Genomic DNA, 19,516 nt, shown 5'->3' with positions numbered 1-19,516 from the left:
TGTATATGAAGCTACAGCTTGGTTATCCTAAACAACCACTGTATCTACCCATTGAAAATTATAACACCAAAGCTGGCATCCAGAATACCCCATCGCCCAGCCACCGGTACCGTTCGTTTTTGAGGAAGTAGGCAGGATATCGTTGAATGCCGTACAATGTCAGGCTCATGAGCGCAAGCATCAATGCCGAACGTTGGGCAAACCGATCCTTAGCCAGGAAACAAAGGGCAAGACCGGTAGCGATAATCACAAACGTAAGCCAGCGCAAAATCATATCACAACGATCAGCCCCCCACTCGCTCGCTAACGAAAACATGGGTTTTCGGGGAGACTCCAATTGCTCCATCACAGCAAACAAAAGCAGATTCTGAAAGGCAATCCCCGTAAACATCAGGCATTCAGCAATATCGACATTGCTTATGGTTGGGCGTTGTACCCACACACTGCCCCAGATACCAGCCGAATAAAGTGTGGCTACAAGCGGTTCTTTTAACAGCAAAGCTGGGTGATACGCCGGAAGTCGAAAAACGGCACCAACATAGGCAACGCAAACACCTCCCAGTACAATACCGAATTTCACCACACTACTCGGCAGAAAAAACGTTAGGATGACCGCTAAAACCGCACTACCAATTACCAAACGCCACAATACAGGCGCATGCTCGCGATGAAATCGATGCCGTGCCGTTAAGGGCTGCCCAGTCGCATTAATTTCATCTTTCTGAACATCAAGCAATCGGTCGACGGTATAGATAATAAATACCGCTAAAGCCAACACGATGGGAGTAGCCCAATGAATAGGATCAACGTCGGACAGTCGGGCCGCCATCTTATTCGACAGCACAGCCCCGATGACGACCGGAAAACTCAAATAGTAAAGATTTCGGATATAAGTGAACAAAGGATATAAATTGAATAAGTAGGCATTTCGGGTACTAACAAATAGTGACGATTATACATTTACTACGGGAGGAGCCAGCCAGGCTTCCTGATAGCGTAACACGTCGACAGTTTGCCCAACTTTCAGCGTTCCCAGAGTAGTATTGCCCGTCGATTTAGCTAACACATTCTGACCGAACAGGATTTTTGCATTCCATTTTCGATAGGTAGTTAGCGTGCGCAGGGGCTCTTTACCTTTCTCTCCCGTTTCGGGATCAATCGTGGTCAACACGCAACGGGCACAAGGTTTAACCCCATAAAAATCCAGATCACCCATACGAAATTCAGCCCAACTGTCCTCTTCATAGGGTGAACTCCCTTCCACAACCACATTCGGCCGAAACCGAAGCATCGACATTGGCTCTGTGAGTCGTTCGTTAAGCGTATCGAGAGATGCCTGGCTAATAAGCAGGTACGGATAGCCATCGGCAAAACTAACCGCATCGTCATCGCGTGCGTACTTGGGGTCAACAGTCCGATGCGTAGTTTCGGGCATAAACACCAGTCGGCAGGCAGTACCCAGAACATTCGAGAACCATTGATCAGCTTCAGCGCTAACCATCTGTGCCGGAACGTCTTTACTATCCCAGATATTCACTAACATCGTTTCGGTTGACGTCCCTCCCGTTAACGGCAGTTCCAGTACATCATCAGGCCGATGCCGATGCCACACCCGCAACAGGTCATCCGAAACGTCGGACCGCTGAATCGCCACATCGATTAGGGCCATCTGATGGTAAGTCCGCTGCGTTATAAACTCTCCTTCTGGCGTAACCAGCATAAACCGTCGGTCGTTTCGAAAGCCTTTCTCATCGACAATAACCTCCGGCACAGAGATACCACTCAGCGATTTGATGGGATAAATGTAGAGTTCAGAAATAGTCATAGCAGTCAAGTTAGTAGGTTGTAAGTTGGTAAGTGGCTGAGTACATGAATTGCTTTCGCGTCAGCCACTTACCAACTTACAACTTACTAACTATTTTATTTTAAAAACTCATTCTCGGCATTGGACTAACGGTTTGCGCCGTAAACTCAGCCTGTTCGTATTTAAACTGGGCTGCCATGGCAATCATGGCGGCATTATCGGTACAGTATTCAAATCGCGGAATATACACGTTCCAGCCCTGCGCTTCGCCAAGCTGGGCCAATGCAGTCCGCAAGCCACTGTTGGCCGATACCCCCCCCGCAATAGCAATCTCACGAATACCCGTTTCGCGTGCTGCCCGCTTTAGTTTCGTCAGCAACATTTGAATCAATGTATGCTGAATGCTGGCACAAATATCTGCCAGATTCTCGGCAATAAAAGCAGGATTATTTTTTGTGTTATCCCGCAGGAAATACATAATCGCCGTTTTAATGCCACTGAACGAAAAGTCCAGGTTCGGCATTTCGCTCATCGGGAATCGAAAAGCCAGCGGATTACCCTCCTTTGCATACTTATCAATTAGTGGACCACCCGGATACGGTAAACCTAGCAATTTCGCCGATTTATCGAAGGCCTCCCCTACAGCATCATCCATTGTTTGACCAATAACCGCCATATTGAGCGGTCCATCCACACGTACAATCTGTGTATGCCCTCCGCTGACGGTCAGACATAGAAACGGGAACGCAGGCTTTGGGTTTTCGATGAAGTGAGCCAGCACATGCGCCTGCATATGGTTCACTTCGATGAGTGGAATGTTGAGACCTAATGCCAGCGCTTTTGCAAACGAAGCCCCTACCAGCAGCGACCCAAGCAATCCAGGTCCACGGGTAAAAGCAACGGCTGATAACGCATTTTTTGGTAAATTTGCATCGGTTAATGCCCGTTCAACGACAGGCAAAATATGCTGTTGATGCGCTCTTGAGGCCAATTCGGGAACAACTCCTCCATATTGTTCGTGAATTAACTGGGTGGCAATTACGTTCGACAAAATATGCCCGTCGACTAAAACAGCCGCCGAGGTTTCGTCGCAGGAAGATTCAATGGCTAAAATATTCACTTTACAAAACTAATGGATAATGATTTCTCCCAGAATAGACAATGGAAGTTGCGACTAAACCGTTCCCTCAGTTAGTAGTCTAAACTACATTCCATTTTGTTATTCATTGTACATTAGGCATTTCCGCACTGGATGCGTCAGTTTTTCGCCATATTCCTTAAAACACTACTTTACCTCATTCTGACGGTATTGGTATTGGCATTGGGGATTTTGCTGAGTCTGCAAATTCCGGCGGTCCAAACGCGTTTAGCACAAAAAGGTGCTGAATGGCTCTCTTCCAAACTTTTGTTTCCTGTTGATATCGAGGGCGTTTCCATCAAATGGTTCGATTCAATAACCCTTGAGAAACTTACAATCAAGGATTATCAGGGACGACCCATGATTCGAGTAGGGCGACTCGATGCGGATTATCATCTCCAGCATCTCCTCGATTCGTCGGCTCATAACATCCATATAGACGAAATTGTACTGTATCGACCTGACGTTCAGATGATTAAAAATCCGAAGAATGGCGACACAAACCTCGACGATTTTATTGCCCGGATTGAACAATTAACCTCCGATCCAACCAAGCCTAGTGTGCCGAATCAGAATGTTCCGTTCACCGTCGGCCACATTCATTTAGTTGATGGTGCTTATACGCTCGAAGATCCACGCGAGCCGTTTATGCACGACAAAAAAAGTTTCGACCATAATCATTTTACGCTCCAGCATTTAACCGCCGAAGTCAGCAATTTTTTAGTGCTTGGCGATACGATCGCGTTCGATGCCAAAGGATTATCGGGTGTTGATCGCGACTCACGAATAAAAATTCGACAATTAGATACACGCTTTCTGTATTGCAATACCAAAATGGAGTTAGGGCGTTTGTATGCCCATATTGGGAATTCCATTATTCGGAATGAACTAGTCTTTCATTACGACAAACCGTCTGCATTTGGCGATTTTAACAGCCGCGTACTCATGCAGGCCCGGTTCCGCGACAGCAAGGTTCAGTCAGCCGATTTAGGCTATTTCTCGGATTATCTGCGCGGCCTGAACGAGACCTGGGTACTGACCACCAACTTCACCGGGACAGTTAATGATTTCCGGCTTCGTAACACTGACCTCCGCTTTGGGGCCAATGGGCGTAGTCGGTTAGCCGGCGATATTGCCTGGAAAGGATTGCCCGATATGGATAAAACGACGGTCAATTTTGCCTTTACGCCCTCCGTTGTCAACATGGCCGATATCCGGCAATATTATCCAGATTCCTCCTTCAACAAGACCATTCAGAAACTGGGTACAGCGTCTTTCGACGCGACTTTTGTCGGGGCTTTCGATGATTTTAAAACGAAAGGTACGTTCCGAACAAGCATCGGCAACGTAACGGGCGATTTGGCACTAAAGCTGGCCGACAAAACCGATCAGACAACCTATACAGCCAATTTAAAAGCCGATAATCTTGACCTTGGTCAGCTGATTAACGATCCCGACGAGTTCGGAAAACTCGATGGCGAAGGTCGAATTGCCGGAAAAGGAACTGATCTCAAACAGGCTGTTATTGATTTTGATGGGAAGTTTGAGCGTTTTGGCTGGCAAGGATACCCCTACCAACATGTAGCGGCACGCGGCAACTTACAAAAAGCTCTTTTCCAGGGTCAACTGAACATCAGCGATCCAAATCTGGCCTTTGATCTCAATGGTGAGTTTAAACTAAGCGGCCCCAAAAATCACTATGATCTTCGCGGTAACGTTCAACATGCCGATCTTCGGGCGTTAGGCTTCATCCACGACTCACTAGTTGTAAAAACAGCACTGGACGTTCAGTTAGAAGGCAGTAAACTGGATGATATTGTCGGGAAGGCGATTTTCAATAAAGCTACCCTCGGTTTGGATGGTCGGAATTTGGCCATTGATCAACTTACCCTCTTATCATCTATTGAGAGCCGGGCAGGTGGATCACCTGATTCTGCCGGAACTCAACGGTATTTCGATCTTGACTCTGACTTTCTGACGAGTCGTCTGCAGGGAAATTTCCAACCTCAGCGCACCATTGATGATCTGACCCGATTGGCCAATGAATACCTGCTCCATTTCAAAGGTGATGCAGCTGGCATGAAGGCTTATTATGAGCAGAAGCGAAAACTGGCGACCCGTACTGCTGGCCGACGATTTGTGACTCAGCCATTACGATATGGCGTTGACTATCAGATTATCACAAAAAACAGCACGCCTTTACTAGCCTTTTTAGGGTCATCAGATTTTATAGCGCCATCAACCCGTATCGAAGGTAGGTTTACGGAAGACAATACATCATTTCTAACCGGAACCGTCAAAACAGATTCATTGCGCATTGGAAAAATTAGCTTTGGGCCAAGTGACCTCGACTTAACCACATCCAAGTTTACGTACGGCGAAGAAGTACTGGCGTCAGCAGTTATTTCATCGAAACGGCAGTTCTTCTCTTCACTCCTGCCAACGCGTAACCTTCAGATTGAGGCTTCCTGGGATGTCGATCACATTGATTTTACGAGCGATATTGAGCAGGCAGATAGCAGCGGGCGCTACATCAACCGGGCTGATTTAAACGGTGAACTCCGATTTAAGGGCGATGCTATCGACCTGACGTTCCGCCAATCGAAAGTACGCGTTCTGGATGGCGACTGGATATTAAACCCCGAAAGTCTGATCCGGAAAGTAGGGAATGAATATACGATTCGAAACCTATCCTTACTGAATGAAAATCAATTGATTCAGGCATCGGGCAAAATCTCACCTGATTCCATTGAGCATCTCGATATAGAAGCCCAGAACTTTCTGCTGGCTTCGCTGAATTCTGTATTGAATACAACCTTAGGCGGCACACTCAATGGTTCGCTGGCGGTACGCAACATCTATAATACGCCGATTATTGAAAGTGGTATGTCAGTCAGGGCCTTGTCGTACCAAAACTCCTTGATTGGCGATGTACGTGGACAAGGTGAGTGGGACCAGCAAACCCAGCGGCTTAACGTCAATGCCAGCGTAAATCGAAATGGTGCCGATGTAGTTACTCTACTAGGCACGTATACACCTCAGCTAAAGACCAATCCACTTGCCGTGAAGGCGTATGTCAATAACGCGGATTTGAGTCTCCTGGAGCCTTTCACGACAGGTCTTTTCTCTAATCTTGGCGGTATTGCCAAAGGGGTTGTCGATGTTACGGGGAAACCAGCCGCTCCTGTGCTGAAAGGCGAGGTGGCGATACAAGGTGGCCGGGGTCGATTCGATTATCTAAAGGCCGATTTCGCCTTTGACGATAAAATTTATTTTGGCGAAAATGAAATCGTTACCCGTCAACTGACGTTGCACGATCCGCAGGGAAATACGGCACTATTGCGCGGAGGTGTTTATCATGATGGATTCCGGTATTTCACATTGGGTTTCGACGCCGATTTCAAGAATTTCAAAATCATGAATACGGTTGCCAAAGACAATGATGCGTTCTATGGGCAAGCCGTTGTGACGGGGAAAGCAGAGCTCTACGGCCCCACTAATAATCTAACAATTCGAGCCAACGTAGCTAGTAACAAAGGCACTCGGATCTATATTCCTCTCGATGGAGCAACGACAGTGGCGGCTGATGATCAGATCCGGTTTGTCAATCTAACTACCGGAAAGCCAGTTAGCCAAACAGCTGCCCATTCAGAAAACTCATCTGAGAGCGAAATTGATTTATCGCGAATTCAGATGGATTTCAACTTCGACATTACGCCCGATGCTTATTGCGAAATTCAGTTAGATCGGCAAACAGGTGATATTATCAAAGCGTATGGTCAAGGACGAATAGCCATGAAGGTGGATACCAAAGGCGACTTCACAATGACTGGTAACTATGAAATTCAGAAGGGAGATTACACCTTTACTTTCCAGAACATCATCAACAAACGCTTTCAGATTCGGCCCAATAGTCGTATCACCTGGACAGGTGATCCTTACGGTGCGCTTCTGGACGTAACAGCAGCTTATACTCAATATACCTCTCTGGCTCCGCTGCTCCCCACGCAAACAACCACAAGCACAGCAGACCAGGCACGCCGATACCCTGTTGACCTAGTCATAAAATTAACTGGCGAATTAGGGAGCCCAGCCATTAGTTATGATCTGGATATCAAAGAATACCCCTCCTCCTCTACCTATCGGCAAGCAGTAACTGCTTTCGAATCGCGGCTTCAAAGCAACGATCAGGAATTAACCCGACAGGTGAGTAGCGTGCTGCTATTCAATCAGTTGTTGTCTGAAGGCACTAGTCTGTTTGATCAGGGTCAGGTAAACACAGGGGTCGCCAATAGTGTAAGTGAGCTCATTTCCAATCAAATTAGCCGTCTGGCTTCCAATCTCAATGAAAATCTGGACGTGGGGGTTTCATTTGGCGGCTTTACCAGCGGTACGCAAAACGAAAATCTGCTCAATAATCTGCAACTTCGATTTTCGTATCGGCTGCTGAACGACCGTCTGCGTATTAGTCGCGACGGTGGTTTCACATATGGGCAAAGCCAGTACAATGCAGCCAGTTTACTTGGCGAATGGACTCTTGAATACTTCATTACGCCCGATGGCCACTTACGAGCCAAAGTTTACAATCGCAATCAGCAGAGTATTTTAAGTCAGTACAATCTGACCAGCAGCACCATCACTACCGGTGGAGGAGTGAGTTTATTGTATACCCGTTCGTTCAATCGCATCTTTGGTAGCAAACGCCCCACACCAGGCCTGATTCCTCCAGCTTCAACTGAAGACCCAACTCCTACTACGCCTAGCAGCACCCTTCTGAACGCTACCCGGAATTCGCTCTAACAGAGCAAACAGTACTATTTGGTCTAGAATTTGACTGTGTTAGGTGTGTTTATACCCATGGGTATAGCATATCCAGTAATTCAACAACTGCTCAGGTCAGCTATTCATCTCCCTTTACCATTTATTCAAACGACTGATATTCGGTCAGTTAGCCTTTACTTTAAAAATTTTCAGGAAACTTCTCTCTTAAATCCTTGCGTCAATACGATTACTAAATTATGTTTGTTTAAATTTAGTCTAAATAAATAATCATATAGCTTATTATCAACAAAGAACTCCCAAAACACATTGACTAATATTAAGCCCTGTGTGTCGGCAATATGAATTGCGCTGAGACGAGCTATTTAATCATTGCCGGCCACAGGCACTAATCAGCACTGGTAACAATAATCTGATTCCTAATTATGACGACTCCCTCCTGCAAACCAATTCTCTTAATCGATCAGGCTGATTTTTGCATAGCGCAGTGCCAACATTGTCAACGAGTTGGCCTAACCTTCAATAATCTGTTGTTGGGCTTCAAACAGGATGAGTTTATAGCATTATGTAAAACTATCGAACAAGTGAATTTTGAGCAGTCTAGTTCACTAATGTCTAATGGCCAACCTTATCTGATTGTCAACACGGGTCATCCTGATATTCAATTTAGTTTGTCTCAACTGGATTTTGATCGTTTTCGGGTTGGTTTGATGCAGGCATTACGGCGCATGAATCTCCATCAACTGCTGAAAATTCAATCCAATTAAGCAATTACTCAATACGATTACGCATGAACCATCAGCATCATCTAAAGAATTTAATTCAGCAGGAAAACGGCTATATCGGATACTGTGAAGGCTGCCAATCCTATAATGTAGCCTATAAAAATTCGCTGTTTATTCTATCTGAATCAGAATTTGCCTGTTATCGGCAAGTCATGGCCGACCGAATAGCCATGCGTCCTTTTTTTACGACTCACGACAAAGAATGGCTACTAAAAACGCCCATGCCGAATTACTACATGCTCTTCTCGACTAATGAGCTGGATGAGCTTATTCAAATGATGGACGAGGCTAGTCTGATGATGGAAGTAGACCAGATTTTACGGGCACCAACTGAAAAAAATAGCAAGCCAAACAGCTAGCTGATTGAGCAATCGATTTGTTTCTAGGATTCTTTTAGGCAGGTTATCACAACAATCCAACTTTCCATGATCGAGATTTCGTTTAAAGGCACGTTACTAAGGCTGAGTTGGCAGGATGTCGATATGCTGCTTAATTGTCGGCAACAATGGAGGTCTGTTCTTTACCAAATTGGGTTATTCGATGTGCGGGATACGTGCGTACGAACCGGTTTTCGGGGCCATAGTCTCCAGATAACGCTTCAGGAATATGATGAACTGAGCCAGGTTATACAGGAAGCTTATTTACAGTTCGACGGCTAGATTACGAGCATACTAAATGGAGCGAGAATCAAAGTCGCCCAATTCATACATAGGTCAGTAGGATAGTAAAGGGACTGGCCATTGACTGGTTCCTTTCTAATAAAATTTATACGATATGCAGGACTCTCATTCACTTCTCGCCACTGCCAGGGCCAAACTAGAAGAATCATTGCTGGCGAAAGGATTACGTCGATCATCGGAACGTTTTGCCATTTTAGAAGAAGTGTATTCTCGCAATGATCACTTCGACGCAGAAGACTTATATCAGGCCATGCAGCAGAAATCCTATCCGGTTAGCCGAGCAACGGTGTACAATACATTAGAGGTATTGGTTGACTGCGGCCTGGTAAGGCGTCATCAATTTGGCGATGAAGACAACACGAAAAGTCGTTACGAGAAATCGCTAGGGCGACAACAGCACGCGCACCTAGTCTGCGTAGTTTGCCATCGAGTAAAAGAATTCTGCGACCCACGTTTGCATCTGATCGAAACAAATGTGGGCAACTCCCTCCAGTTTCATGTAAAGTCGCATTCGTTGGTGTTTTACGGCCAATGCACAAATGATGACTGCGAAACCAAACCCGTCGAAGAACCGAAAGTAGATTGATTTAAAGAGGAATCAGGGGTAAAAACATCGATTTGGGTCTTTACTTAGAAAATACCCTTTTCTGTGTCATGCTTATCTCCCTCAGTAAAAGCTGGCTTTTAGGCGGTTTGCTTGGTTTCACGCTCTTTATAAGCACGAGCCACCAACTAGCAGCTCAGCGAACCTTTACAAATCCTATCAAAAACTCCGGCCCCGATCCCTGGGTGTTGCAAAAAGGCGACTGGTATTATTATATGAATACCACGGGCAGGAACCTGACGCTCTGGAAAACCCGCAATATGGCCGATCTGGCTACTGCAGAGAGCAAAATCATCTACACCCCCCCAGCAGGAAAACCCTATTCAAGAGAATTATGGGCGCCAGAAATTCATTCGTTCAATGGGAAATGGTATATCTATTTTTCCGCCGATTCGCTCAATAACTTATCGCACCGTGTCTGGGTAATCGAAAATTCATCGCTCGATCCTATGCAGGGCGAGTGGATAATGAAAGGAAAAATTGGCGACAAGGGTAACCATTGGGAAATCGACATGTCTGTTATGGATTATAACGGACAATTATATGCAACCTGGTCAGGTTGGGAAGGACCCACCAATGGAAGACAGGACATCTACATTGCCCGGCTCAAAAACCCCTGGACTCTTGACGGCGACCGCGTTAAAATATCGCAGCCCGACCAACCCTGGGAACAGCACGGCGATGTACCACAGGAGTGGCAAAAAAACGGCGAAGTCCCAAAAATTTACGTGAACGAAGGGCCAGAATTTCTGCGGCACGGGCGCAATCTATTCATTGTCTATTCGGCCAACGCCTGCTGGTTAGACTATTGCCTCGGCCTGCTGACTTATAAGGGTAAAGGCGATTTACTGGACCCTAAAAACTGGGCAAAAAGCAAAGAACCAGTATTTAGTCAAGCTCCCGAAAATGGTGTTTGGGCACCCGGTCATGGTGGTTTCTTTCGGTCGGCAGATGGAAAACAGGATTGGATGATTTACCATGCCAATTCCTCGGCCAATGATGGTTGTGGCAACAAACGTGCCCCTCATATCCAAGCATTTAGCTGGAATACCGACGGATCGCCTAATTTTGGCAAACCAGTGCCCAATAAGCCAATACCTGTACCAGCCGAGCAATAATAAAACGTACAACTCAATAATTTGTCCAATTCCAATAGCCACAATTCATTAATCATGAAGCGATTTTCTCTTTTAGTACTCCTATTCGTTTCCACCCTATCATTTGCGCAACAAAACGTCGGTCGCTGGCCAGCAGCTAAGGCGAACGCCTGGTATGCCAAAGAGCCATTTTTGGTCGGGTCCAATTATGCTCCTGCCAATGCCATTAATGAATTGGAAATGTTTCAGGCAGATAGTTTCGACCCAAAAACTATTGATAAAGAACTGGCCATGGCCGAAAGCATAGGTATGAATACAATGCGTGTGTTTCTGCACGATTTGCTGTGGCAAGACCCTGCCGGCTTCACCAAGCGACTCGATCAGTTCTTAGCTATCTGCGCCAAACATAAAATCCGTCCTATGCTGGTCTTCTTCGACTCCTGCTGGGACCCAAACCCGAAGTTGGGTAAACAACATGAACCAACACCCGGCATTCATAACTCTGGTTGGGTACAAAGCCCTGGTGCAGATGCCCTGACAGACATCTCGCAGTATCCACGTCTAGAGGCCTATGTGAAGGGTGTTGTAGGGGCCTTTAAAAATGATAAGCGCATTTTGGCGTGGGATGTATGGAATGAGCCCGATAACGCGAACGACAACAGTTACGGCCAGAATCATACGATCAAAACCGAAGTACCCAAAGCTCGAAAAATAGCGATTGTCACGCATCTGTTACCACATGTATTTCAATGGGCGCGGGAAGCGGGAGCAACGCAACCACTCACCTCTGGTGTCTGGATTTATCGCACTCCCGACGATTGGCAGAATCCGACAAAATGGTCACCCATGGAAAAAGTGCAATTCGAAAACTCCGACATCATCACATTTCACCAATACTCCAAACCCGACGATCTGGAAAAAGTAATTCCTGCTTTAAAAACGTTTGGTCGTCCGGTTATCTGTACAGAATATATGGCACGTGGTGTCAACAGTAAATTTCAAACACACTTACCTATTGCCAAAAAAGCAAAAGTTGGTATGATTAACTGGGGATTTGTAGCTGGTAAAACACAGACATTCCTTCCCTGGGATAGCTGGCAGAAACCCTACGTTAATGGCCGTGAGCCTGCAATATGGTTCCACGAAGTGTTTAAGCAGGATGGAACTCCCGTCGATCCGGCTGAGGTAGCAGCGATAAAACAAGCTACAGGAAAATAATTTTCTAATAAAATTTGGGCTCAAATCAGTTGATTACCAGTATATAATTCTGAATAGCCGGAAATAACCACACTTTTTTTAGGGCAGTCGCTTGCATGGAATAGCCTAAACGCCTACTTTTGTGCCACGATAAAGGAAGACGGCAGCGTCAACTGGCAATCAAAGTTGGTTCGGTAGTTCAGTTGGTTAGAATACCTGCCTGTCACGCAGGGGGTCGCGGGTTCGAGCCCCGTCCGGACCGCCAACAAGTAACATAAGCCTCTAATTCACAGCGAGTTAGAGGCTTATTTGTTTTGTAGGTAAAACATAGGTAAAACGGATCAAGCACAATACTTGGGATCAGTTCCCAAAGTTGTGGAGGGCGTTGTATTTTTCTAGGTTTGTGGTTTTGCCTAACCGTATTTGTCTTGGAGAGTTACTTGACACTCATCAAGTTTTTACTTGCCGAATTTATCTTAGAAAATTTTCCCTTATTGCTGTCGATAAAGAGGGTGATGCTTTTGTAAAAAGTATACTACTAAGTGCCCCTGTTTAGCAAAAACGAACTCCAAGGATTTTAAGCACAAATACGAACCCGAGACAGGCGGATATCCGAGCGATTGAACTGACGTTGCATTTCAGCTAATACCCAATCTATTGCTTCGTCCGGGTCAGTAGCAGCAACGGATAGATCTTCATCCATACGGATATTGTGTTTCATTTCATCTAGTACATCAAAGACGACCCGAATTAATTGTTTCTTTTTAGTGGCCATAGTAATCAAATAAATAGACAGGAATATGGGTCAATTAATCACAGTATTGATACTGTAGTTGAAAATTCATCCGTTTTTGTTGATTCTGCCAAGCAGTTGTTTACGGCATAAAAATAACACCTATCTATTATAGTTGTATTATATACAATAAAATAATATCATAATAAATACGCCATCACACATATACAAACGAACGCCCCTAAAACGATTCATTCTTTAATCAGCCTGTTTATAAAGGGATCATAGTCTATTGGGTTAATAGTAGTAGTTTAACAGGGCCTACCAAACCCGCCGACATGAGCTGATCCGTTTTATTTTTAAACTGTGAATAACGCTTGTCGCCAGTGGAGGCCTTGCCAATAAAACCATTCAATTCGGTTGGCGTGACTCGTACCTGGATTTGATTCGTTCCAGGCTGGACAAACGACGTTATATCCAACTGGTAAGGCGCAGAAAGTCGCTGACCAGCAGATTTCCCATTAATAGTTACCTCAGCAGTAAAATACACCTTGCCTAAATCCAGGAAATAATGGGCCGCTGTTTTCTTCACATCCAGTTGAAATGACGATGTATAGATACCTACGGCGGAGGAAAACTTGACCTCCTCGCGGGTCTTCCAGTCAAACAGAGGGCTATCCTTTATCGTCAGACTATCTGCCTGTATTGACCAGGTAGTAAGTTGACGAATTTCGGTAGCACCATCGGCTAATACAGGTGGCGCCGAAACCATATTGGCAGGAACAGTCTTTTTGGTGGAAGCATACAGGATTACTGAGCTGTAGGGCGCTATGCGATAGGTCAAGGCAGGGCTGCTGTTCTTCGTTATGGTTCCGTTCTCGGCGTTTAACCAATAGCTGCCAGTATATTTTTTATCCAGCGATAGGGAAATCGTCTGCCACTGATCGCTCTTGTTCCAGAGAAACTGAACCCGACTACCATCGCTCATGTCTCGCTTCATCTGACGAGTAAACCCAAACGTCCCATTAAATTTAACAGGTTGGCTCAGCGGCTGAATCCAGCTACCCGCATCGGTTGCCTGACTGATATGTCGGCTATTTTTCTGTTTTATGGCCGTTACGATCAGTTGGGTCGTTTTTTGATCGTTGATCTGCCAGTTTAAAAATGAAGGTTGTTTTGTTGGGAGTTTGCCGACAGCTAATAGCTTCATCCCCTTAACAGCCAGCGTATTGATTTGCTGGGCAGTCTGTAGCTGAATTGTCGAAGAATCTGCAATAATCAGGGCCTGATACCGATTACCCCGAATGGTGATTTGTTTATGGGGGTCAAGCTGGGCTTGCTGGAGGGATGCATCATTAACCCATCCCCAGCTAATGCCGTTTGCTTCCAGTTGATTGATAAGAGGATAAACGTGCTCAGCCCATGTCGATTTCGCCATGTCATGCGGTTCTTTAGTGGCGGGCAAAGGAGCCTCAACACCGGGACTATAGCCTTTCGTCAGGATTTCTTCGGGGTTATCTGGCATGCCATCCACGTTCGTAAAGGGGAAATAAATCAACACATCGGTATGTGGCTTTCCTGCTCGTAAAGCGTACTGAGTTCGGCGAATGTACTCGTTGATGTCTTTCTGGAATTTCCAGTACGTACTTCCTTCGCCTAAATGAGACGAAAAATTGACCGCACCCAGGTAGGGCGACGAAAACGGATACCAGCCTTCGGGACTAAACTCCTTGGGCGTATAGCGATACGGTACACCGTGGTAAATAATCTGATTGACACCAGCCGCAAAGAGTTTATCGACCGCCAGCCTGATTTTTTGTGGCGTAGTGGTATAAGCCCGGTTAATAAATACCACCGATTCGGCTGACAAAATGGGGCGATTATACAAATGAGCGCCTGAAGCCATAACCTTCAGAATAGCTTCGGGACCAAGCATACTTTCGGTTTCCGGAATGGAGGCCAGTCCGGCATTAGCCATCATATCCATATTCATCCCATACACCTGCGTACGGTGGAGCATACCCCGTTTCTCCAGATAGCTACTACTGGTTTTGATAAAATGCTCGCCGAGTAATTCACCTATTGTTCGGTCATAATCGTACCGTAGTCGCCAATCTTCAGAACCAAACGAAAATTCGAGAGGAGCATTGGGTCGTTTGTACGAGGCATAATTGTACCCCTTTTGCAGGTTAGCCGGAAGCCAGGGCGTTATATCGTAGCCGCGTTTTCGCTTGAAATACGCAATGAAGTCCGGCGAGTAATGCCGGTCTACTTCGAATTCATAACTGTCGTTAAAAATGGCACGTAGTGGATTACCGTAGTAAGGTTCCAGGCCCGTTCGGGGACCGATAACGTGCCTATAATTCTTGATCACTTTGACTGAATCAAAATGGTCGACTACTGGCCCTTGTGTGGGTCCAGCGGTCATCGTCCGTTGTCCACTGGGGCGGCTCCACAAGGCAATTAGTTTCCAGTCACCAGCGGGTAGTTGGCAATGAAGCGTATCGTTGCGAACTTGACCAGTCAACACCATTGGCGCTGCTGAGTCTAAAGCCGTTGTCTTTTCATTATCGCCGGGGCGGGAGGCCACAATTTTGGCAGCCAAAACAGCTTCTAAGTGCGGGATCACTCCCAATTTACCAGGAATGGTGGGTAACGGGAGACTAATCATTCTGCCTCCTTTTATATCCTGAGAGGCTGCTTGCAGGGTCAAAAAGCCGTCCTGCGGATCAAGAAACGGACCACCAGGAGGCCAGCCGCTTCCGTCCGTTAAATCGACTGTTAGCCCTCGCTTTCGCGCTTCCTCCATCACCGTTTTTAGATTTTCGTAGTACTCGGGTGTATCCCAGGTCATGATCTTGGCGGATAGTTCCGGTGATGATCGGGGTAAACCTAATGCTAGTGTCTGCACTTCGACACCCCCAAATGAGTGATCGGCAAAGAGGTTAATTTCCCGTTGAAGTTCTGGTTTTGTAACGTCGTTACCCGGCCACCACCAGCGAGCGTATGGCCCAAACGTAAGGGGCGGTTTCTGGAAGGTTACCGGGTCAAAATCGTATTGAGGAAACCACTTCGATCCCACTGGCAGAGGGTCAACTGGAACGAGTTTAGATTGAAAGGTGAATGCACCAATTATCAGGGTCAGTGCAAGCCCGCCCAGCCGAATTTGGGGAAGGTTATAGCGAGAAGTAGGCATTTTTTGGTGATTTAGGGAGGAAATAGTTTTAGCAAAACGACCCTTCAGATACGGTCTTTACACCTAAATCCCCGAAGAGGCTTTACTCTTGCTTGGATAGAGTCCCTTATTGATTTGAAAGAATAATCAACGATTTGAAAATTATCAGCCCACCGCTTTAGCTGTGGGTTAAGAGAAAGTAAGCCGACTAAAGACAACCGTTTCAACGGTTTGTTATCTGCTTAAACCATTAAAGCAGTTGCTGAAATGGCCCCCATTTTGCCAATACCCACAGCTAAAGCGGTGGGCTAATACTTAAAAGGTAATTGACTCAACAACTTCATCAACCAATCTACTTCAGTTCAACTTGCACCTTACCTGCTTTCAAACCATTGGCGGTTGCAGTTAACGTCACAGTTCCTTTCTGGCCATTAGACCGGAGAATGGCTAATCCGATTCCTTGGTAGACTTTTTTATGGTTTTGCTGAAAACTGGACAAGTCGGTCGGATTGCCATTGCCTACGCCAGCCAACGTTGCGTTCCCCGTCAGTTGGTACATGATTTCTGCGTCGTCAATCGAGGGAACGACATTACCGTTTTGGTCAATGATCTCGGCCCGAACATAGGCCAGGTCATTCTGATTCGCGTTGATTGTTACCCGATCTGCTACTAGCCGGATGGCAACTGGTTTTCCCGCAGTTGACAGGGTGCTTGAGCCAACTTCCTTTTCCCCATCAAACCCTCGGGCCGTTAGCGTACCCGGTTGGTAGTCTATGTCAAACGTAGTAGTAATCGAGCCATCCGGCACAGTCTGTTCAGCAATAGCTTTTCCATTCAGTTCCAGTCTCACACGCTTACTTCGGGTATACACGTTCACCTTCATATTTTTGCCTTCCATACCTGCCCATGTCCAGCTTTTCAGTTCATCCGGAAATCCCCAAGGCGATCTTGCCTCCTTCATACCATCTGGTATGGGCTGGTGAACCAGCATCTCAATCAGGCTGTTTCGCCAAACAACGTTTTGGTAATAAGACGCAGCTCTTCGGTTACCAATCAGGTCCAGGTCACCGCAATGGGCATTGAATACCGGCCAGGATGTAGGTTTAAAAAAGAACATCAGGCTCATTAGACCCTGGGGTATTTTGGTGGCCTCAGCGACGTAGGTTGGTCCACCAATGTTGGCCTCACCGATATAATCCATAGCCGTCCAGCTAAATCCGCCGATGACATACGGATGTTTTTCCGCTGCATCCCAATTTTCCAATGCGGCAGAAGGGTACGATTCAGTGGCCATAAACAGTTTTTGAGGATGTTTGGCATGTTCTGATTCATACCGATGGGTCGTAGCACTATCCCGTTGCATGGGGTCATATTTACCGCCAATGAAATAGTTATAGCCATCTACATCCAGGTTAGCCAAATGCGGGGCGAATGCCTCCCACTTGAATTTGATTTGTTGAGGCAAGTACAACATGGCTTCCGTTACCGCCCGAGTGGGATCTAACCGGCGCACTTCATCCGCTAATTGTTTAGCCATCCGATGCCCTGATGTGTCGGCCGCTTCCCAAATTTCATTACCAATTCCCCACATAATGATGGACGGATGATTGCGGTCGCGGAGCATCATCGCATCAATATCGCGTTTCCACCAAGCCTTAAAATACTGGTGATAGCTGTTTTTAAGACCCAGTTTCTCTTTCTCCCACGAATCGAAGGCGTCGGTAACGACCAGCATACCCAGCCGGTCGCAGGCAGCCAGTAAGGCAGGAGAGACGGGGTTATGGCTCAAACGGATGGCATTGTAGCCCGCTTTTTTGAGGAGCTCGATCTTTCGTTCCTCTGCCCGATCAATGCTGACAGCACCCAAAGGCCCATTGTCATGGTGAATGCAGCCGCCTTTTAGTTTGACTACTTTACCGTTGAGCAGAAAGCCTTTTTGTCCGTTAAACTCCAGGCTTCGAATGCCGAACGGCGTTATGGTTTGGTCAAGATTCTTACCATCAGCAACCAGGGTCACTCGGGCTGAATACAAAACGGGATTTTCCAGCGTCCATAAAGCGGGTTTGGTAAGCGTTAGTTGCTGTGTGGTAGAAACGAAACTGTTAGCAGCAATGGTCACGGATCGTTTCTGACTACCCACGACCTGACCGAACGGATTGACCATATCAACCCGTACATCAATCACTTTACTTTGGGAAGACGCATTGGTAAGAGAACTTTCAATTTTTACCTGAGCAGTACCCGGCAAGACGCTTGGTGTGGTTACATAATTACCGTTCAGTTCCGTGTGCAGAGCATTGAGGGGCACTAGCCACACATGGCGATAGATGCCGGAACCCGCATACCAGCGACTGTTTCTGCCCAGGTTTTTCGCCCGAACTGCAATGACGTTCGGCTTACCAATGGGATTCAGGAAAGTGGTGAGGTTGTAGGAAAACGAGGTATACCCGTTCGGGTGGTCGCCCAAATGGTGACCATTCACCCAGACATCGGCCTCCATATATACCCCATCAAACGTAATGTAGGTTTGCTTCCCTTCGTAGCGGTTGTCCAGTGTGAACGTTTTACGGTACCAGCCTACCCCACCCTCCGTATAACCAGTTGCCGCCTTTCCGATCGACGCTTTGGTGAACGGCCCCTGCACGCTGCCTTCCTGTTGATTAGGCAGGTCTTCGATGCTCCAATCGTGGGGCAAATTCAGTTTTCGCCAACCAGAATCAATGAATGTTGGACTTTCTGCCTGAATGAGGCTATCCTTTTTAAAGCGCCAGTCAGTATCAAACAAAACGGCTCGGGAATCTTGTCCGTGGGTATTAATGGCAAGTAATAGGAAGAATACGGTCAACAAATTCACTTGCCTCATAGACAGTGCCTTAGGAAGATGGATCATCGAATACCTGATTAGGATTTGTTACTGCGTTTTTGTCATCCCGACGCAGGAGGGATCTCAAGTGTTAAGCAAGCATGAGATCCCTCCTGCGTCGGGATGACAAAAACGAGCCTACTTTTATCTGATTCGTCAGGCAAAAGTGAAACCCTAAACAAATTCACTCCTTAGGGTTAAGGGCACAACCCATTCAATCCCAGCTAGTCTGATCCTCATTTTTTTCCGCGTACCGCTGTAGCCTCAAACATATTGTAAAGCATTCCTTTCAAGTGGTCATCGTCCACTTTGGTCAGCTCAATAGGGATATCACCAGCTTGAGGAGAATCGAAATGGATCGTTAGTTTAGTTGCTTCTTCCTCGACTTTAGTAATTGGAACGGCAGGTTTCACGCCCGCTGGATCTTTTAATTCGCCAGTTAGTTTACCGTCTTTTCGGGTCAGCTCAGTGACAAATTTCGCGTCGCCTTCAGGCGTGCCGACTACCAAAATTTCCCATTTTCCGGCAAAAAAATCGGTTGGTGGGGTGGTTTGAGAAAAGCTTTTGGCGCAAACGCCCAGGAGAAAAATGAATAGAAACAGGCTTACTTTTTTCATTGTGATTATTGATTTAAACGTGAAATTTTGAATAGAAAATCCTT

14 protein-coding genes and 1 tRNA gene are annotated in these 19,516 nt (G+C 46.4%); 8 read left to right on the top strand and 7 right to left on the bottom strand.

From position 1 onward, the window contains the following. Positions 1-58: 58 nt before the first annotated feature. The 3 genes from GO755_RS02285 to tsaD all read right to left on the bottom strand — a co-directional run bounded on the left by GO755_RS02285 (position 59) and on the right by tsaD (position 2,924). A complete protein-coding gene (locus tag GO755_RS02285; protein WP_157582945.1) occupies positions 59-901 on the bottom strand; it encodes a UbiA prenyltransferase family protein in 843 nt (280 codons plus the stop codon). Positions 902-952: 51 nt separating this feature from the next. Beyond that, the gene (locus GO755_RS02280) at positions 953-1,825 is read right to left on the bottom strand and encodes an MOSC domain-containing protein (RefSeq protein ID WP_157582944.1); all 873 of its coding nucleotides are present in this window, start codon (positions 1,823-1,825) and stop codon (positions 953-955) included. A gap of 100 nt (positions 1,826-1,925) precedes the next feature. Then, entirely contained in the window at positions 1,926-2,924 is a 999-nt protein-coding gene (tsaD, locus tag GO755_RS02275; RefSeq protein ID WP_317165775.1) for a tRNA (adenosine(37)-N6)-threonylcarbamoyltransferase complex transferase subunit TsaD, read from the bottom strand. Between the two features lie 132 nt (positions 2,925-3,056). On the opposite strand from tsaD, the gene GO755_RS02270 reads away from it, so the two are divergent. The 8 genes from GO755_RS02270 to GO755_RS02235 all read left to right on the top strand — a co-directional run bounded on the left by GO755_RS02270 (position 3,057) and on the right by GO755_RS02235 (position 12,349). Next, entirely contained in the window at positions 3,057-7,742 is a 4,686-nt protein-coding gene (locus tag GO755_RS02270; protein ID WP_157582943.1) for a translocation/assembly module TamB domain-containing protein, read from the top strand. Positions 7,743-8,146: 404 nt separating this feature from the next. Then, positions 8,147-8,488: a DUF6686 family protein gene (locus GO755_RS02265; RefSeq protein WP_157582942.1), complete on the top strand. Its 342-nt coding sequence runs from the start codon at positions 8,147-8,149 to the stop codon at positions 8,486-8,488. A 23-nt stretch (positions 8,489-8,511) separates the two neighbouring features. Continuing rightward, positions 8,512-8,865 carry a DUF6686 family protein gene (locus GO755_RS02260; protein ID WP_157582941.1) on the top strand — a complete coding sequence of 118 codons (354 nt, stop codon included), beginning with the start codon at positions 8,512-8,514 and terminating at the stop codon, positions 8,863-8,865. 66 nt (positions 8,866-8,931) lie between these two features. Continuing rightward, positions 8,932-9,165 carry a hypothetical protein gene (locus tag GO755_RS02255; protein ID WP_157582940.1) on the top strand — a complete coding sequence of 78 codons (234 nt, stop codon included), beginning with the start codon at positions 8,932-8,934 and terminating at the stop codon, positions 9,163-9,165. A gap of 115 nt (positions 9,166-9,280) precedes the next feature. Next, positions 9,281-9,772 carry a Fur family transcriptional regulator gene (locus GO755_RS02250; RefSeq protein WP_157582939.1) on the top strand — a complete coding sequence of 164 codons (492 nt, stop codon included), beginning with the start codon at positions 9,281-9,283 and terminating at the stop codon, positions 9,770-9,772. Between the two features lie 68 nt (positions 9,773-9,840). Continuing rightward, a complete protein-coding gene (locus GO755_RS02245) occupies positions 9,841-10,908 on the top strand; it encodes a glycoside hydrolase family 43 protein (protein WP_157582938.1) in 1,068 nt (355 codons plus the stop codon). Positions 10,909-10,962: 54 nt separating this feature from the next. Continuing rightward, entirely contained in the window at positions 10,963-12,105 is a 1,143-nt protein-coding gene (locus GO755_RS02240) for a glycoside hydrolase 5 family protein (RefSeq protein WP_157582937.1), read from the top strand. Positions 12,106-12,272: 167 nt separating this feature from the next. Continuing rightward, a tRNA-Asp gene (locus tag GO755_RS02235) sits at positions 12,273-12,349 on the top strand. A 312-nt stretch (positions 12,350-12,661) separates the two neighbouring features. On the opposite strand, the gene GO755_RS02230 is transcribed toward GO755_RS02235, so the two are convergent. From GO755_RS02230 to GO755_RS02215, 4 genes are all read right to left on the bottom strand, one after another. Beyond that, positions 12,662-12,859: a hypothetical protein gene (locus tag GO755_RS02230; protein ID WP_157582936.1), complete on the bottom strand. Its 198-nt coding sequence runs from the start codon at positions 12,857-12,859 to the stop codon at positions 12,662-12,664. Positions 12,860-13,106: 247 nt separating this feature from the next. Then, positions 13,107-16,013, bottom strand: a complete 2,907-nt coding sequence (locus tag GO755_RS02225; protein ID WP_157582935.1) for a glycosyl hydrolase — start codon at positions 16,011-16,013, stop codon at positions 13,107-13,109. Positions 16,014-16,344: 331 nt separating this feature from the next. Then, positions 16,345-18,855, bottom strand: a complete 2,511-nt coding sequence (locus tag GO755_RS02220) for a glycoside hydrolase family 2 TIM barrel-domain containing protein (protein ID WP_198174730.1) — start codon at positions 18,853-18,855, stop codon at positions 16,345-16,347. 236 nt (positions 18,856-19,091) lie between these two features. Then, positions 19,092-19,472 (bottom strand): hypothetical protein, encoded by a 381-nt coding sequence (locus GO755_RS02215; RefSeq protein WP_157582933.1) that lies wholly within the window; start codon positions 19,470-19,472, stop codon positions 19,092-19,094. Positions 19,473-19,516: the final 44 nt, after the last annotated feature.

This window comes from Spirosoma arboris (genome assembly GCF_009754945.1).
GTDB lineage: Bacteria > Bacteroidota > Bacteroidia > Cytophagales > Spirosomataceae > Spirosoma > Spirosoma arboris.
The sequence above is the reverse complement of the archived record's forward strand: the minus strand, read 5'-3'. Positions and strand labels throughout refer to the sequence as shown.

Excerpts from the sequence above, each read along its gene's own strand:
- GO755_RS02280 (WP_157582944.1), bottom strand. The coding sequence starts at position 1,825 with ATGACTATTTCTGAACTCTACATTTATCCCATCAAATCGCTGAGTGGT.
- GO755_RS02270 (WP_157582943.1), top strand. The coding sequence starts at position 3,057 with ATGCGTCAGTTTTTCGCCATATTCCTTAAAACACTACTTTACCTCATT.
- GO755_RS02265 (WP_157582942.1), top strand. The coding sequence starts at position 8,147 with ATGACGACTCCCTCCTGCAAACCAATTCTCTTAATCGATCAGGCTGAT.
- GO755_RS02260 (WP_157582941.1), top strand. The coding sequence starts at position 8,512 with ATGAACCATCAGCATCATCTAAAGAATTTAATTCAGCAGGAAAACGGC.
- GO755_RS02255 (WP_157582940.1), top strand. The coding sequence starts at position 8,932 with ATGATCGAGATTTCGTTTAAAGGCACGTTACTAAGGCTGAGTTGGCAG.
- GO755_RS02250 (WP_157582939.1), top strand. The coding sequence starts at position 9,281 with ATGCAGGACTCTCATTCACTTCTCGCCACTGCCAGGGCCAAACTAGAA.
- GO755_RS02245 (WP_157582938.1), top strand. The coding sequence starts at position 9,841 with ATGCTTATCTCCCTCAGTAAAAGCTGGCTTTTAGGCGGTTTGCTTGGT.
- GO755_RS02240 (WP_157582937.1), top strand. The coding sequence starts at position 10,963 with ATGAAGCGATTTTCTCTTTTAGTACTCCTATTCGTTTCCACCCTATCA.
- GO755_RS02230 (WP_157582936.1), bottom strand. The coding sequence starts at position 12,859 with ATGGCCACTAAAAAGAAACAATTAATTCGGGTCGTCTTTGATGTACTA.
- GO755_RS02225 (WP_157582935.1), bottom strand. The coding sequence starts at position 16,013 with ATGCCTACTTCTCGCTATAACCTTCCCCAAATTCGGCTGGGCGGGCTT.
- GO755_RS02220 (WP_198174730.1), bottom strand. The coding sequence starts at position 18,855 with ATGAGGCAAGTGAATTTGTTGACCGTATTCTTCCTATTACTTGCCATT.
- GO755_RS02215 (WP_157582933.1), bottom strand. The coding sequence starts at position 19,472 with ATGAAAAAAGTAAGCCTGTTTCTATTCATTTTTCTCCTGGGCGTTTGC.